Source organism: Methylophaga sp. UBA4204, from assembly GCF_002379485.1.
Lineage (GTDB): Bacteria > Pseudomonadota > Gammaproteobacteria > Nitrosococcales > Methylophagaceae > Methylophaga.
Map to the genome: position 1 here is coordinate 84,849 of NZ_DFTU01000036.1, position 1,992 is coordinate 86,840.

Annotated in this window: 4 protein-coding genes; all 4 read left to right on the forward strand. The window is 51.7% G+C overall.

Translation table 11 applies throughout. The annotated features are described in order from the left end of the window. On the forward strand, positions 1–386 hold a 386-nt coding region (bioD, locus tag B3182_RS05085), incomplete at its 5' end, for an ATP-dependent dethiobiotin synthetase BioD (RefSeq protein ID WP_292751794.1). Between the two features lie 82 nt (positions 387–468). Continuing rightward, complete coding sequence (locus tag B3182_RS05090; RefSeq protein WP_292751797.1) at positions 469–1,107, forward strand: DUF2459 domain-containing protein; 639 nt, start codon at positions 469–471, stop codon at positions 1,105–1,107. 183 nt (positions 1,108–1,290) lie between these two features. Continuing rightward, the gene (locus tag B3182_RS05095; RefSeq protein WP_292751800.1) at positions 1,291–1,533 is read left to right on the forward strand and encodes a hypothetical protein; all 243 of its coding nucleotides are present in this window, start codon (positions 1,291–1,293) and stop codon (positions 1,531–1,533) included. Positions 1,534–1,569: 36 nt separating this feature from the next. Beyond that, on the forward strand, positions 1,570–1,992 hold a 423-nt coding region (locus B3182_RS05100), incomplete at its 3' end, for a putative metalloprotease CJM1_0395 family protein (RefSeq protein WP_292751804.1).

Below are 1,992 nucleotides of genomic sequence, written 5' to 3' on the forward strand. Positions count from 1 at the left end.
GTCGCGGCAGTTTGAATCAGGCAGGCTTCACCTTGGTTGAAGGTGCGGGCGGTTGGCGCGTACCGTTAAATCCACAAGAGACAGTGGCCGATGTAGTAAAAATTTTGCGCCTGCCGGTAATTTTAGTGGTGGGGGGGCGTTTGGGTTGTATCAATCATGCGCTCTTAACGGTAGGAACAATTCGCAATGACGGTTTGCAATTGGCGGGCTGGGTGGCCAATTGTATCGATGCGGATATGCCGGTATTGCAGGAAAATATTCACAGCCTGGCCGCGCGTATTCCCGCACCTTGTTTGGGGGTTGTGCCTTGGTTGGATGATGCCGCGCCGGAAGCAGTCGCCAATGCACTTGATGCCGAAGTGCTGGCGCAGTTGTTTTCAGCGTGATGCTTCAATAAGCATGTGCGCCTTGTTGCGGAATGTTACAGTCTGTTTGTTTGCCCTATGTGCGTTTGCGGGCTGCAGCTCTATGCCAGCAAAACAAAAAATTCCCAGTGTTAATACCGAGCACATCATTTATTTTATTTACCGCGATTGGCACACGAGCATTTTAATGGATGCCAAAACGGTCGCGCGCCACAGTCGCTATTTGCAGCAAGAGGCTGCCAGCCAGCGTTATATTCGTATCGGCTGGGGCGATGGCAATTACTTCACTGGCAAAAGTAAAACCTTCGGCTCTGCGACTAAAGCGCTAATTGCATCGAGCCATTCAGCGCTGCAGGTGATTGCTTATGCGCAGCCACCTTTTACATCTATCCCTTCAGAAACCCGCGTGCCCATCGCCATAACCGATAAGGGGATGCGCAAATTGATTCGCTATTTGGATAAATCGTTTGCGTTAGATGAATCTGGCCGCGTGATTCCGCTGCGGGCTTATGTAACGGATGCGGGACATTTTTATCAGGCCAGCGGCCATTACAGTTTGTTTAGCAACTGCAACACATGGAGTGGGCGGGCATTGCAAGCAGCACAGCTGCCGGTGCGCAGCCGTTTTCAGTTAACAGCACAAAGTGTGTTTGAGCAGGCAAAAGCCATATCGAAGTATCAGCAAAGCTTGGGCCTGTTTGCTGCAGTCAAAGAAAAAACGAATAACCCTGTGTTGGAATAATCAGGGGTTATAGTAAAGCGCTTTTTACATCAAACTCGTCTTAAAAGGCGCCTCATTAGCGGCAATATCGCCTGTTTTTTGGTCGTTTCCCGGCGTAGACTATTACATAGTGTCGGGGAAATGTTTTTATGCTGTTTCCTTTCTCAATTTCATTCTTGATAGCCAACAAAAGAGGGCAAGCTGATGGACGTAGGTTCGGTAGTCAATCAGGGTCTGATTGGTATGCAAAAAAGCCAGTCATCGATGCTGCAATCGGCACAGCAAATCGCGCAAGCGGGCACCACCCAGCGCGACAATCCTCAAGCAAATGATGTTGCTGAGCCGCTGATTAATATCAAAGCGCAGAGTCAGGTGTTTGATAGCTCTGCCAAAGTGGTTCAGGCCGCCAATGAAACAATAGGCACTCTATTAGACGTCAAGGCTTAATGGTGCCGCGTTTTTGGGTTCTGTGAGGTGATTTGAGTGATCAATAACATTCCGTCTAGCTTCGCCAATACCGTAGCGCCGTTTGCGCCTATGGGACGTGCGCCTGTTGGTCAGGAAACTACCGATCTTAAATCGTCCAGCTTTCGCCCCGCTGAGCAATCCGCTGAGTCAGGGCGCGGGCAGAATCGCCGCTTTCCCGATGAGCGCCCCAATGATGATGTTGAGCGCGATCGTGTTGAGCGCGGCGCACAGGGGCGAGAGCCTGTTGTCCAGAGTGGCGATCAGGCAGCGCAGGGGGCGACAGCAAATCGTCGTGCTGAACAAGAGCGACAACAGGCCGAGCGCGAACAAATACAGACACTGGCGGCACGCGACCGCGAAGTGCGTGCTCATGAACAGGCCCATGCGGCTGTCGCCGGGCAATATGGCAGCAGCCCTACCTATTCGTTTGTGCGTGGT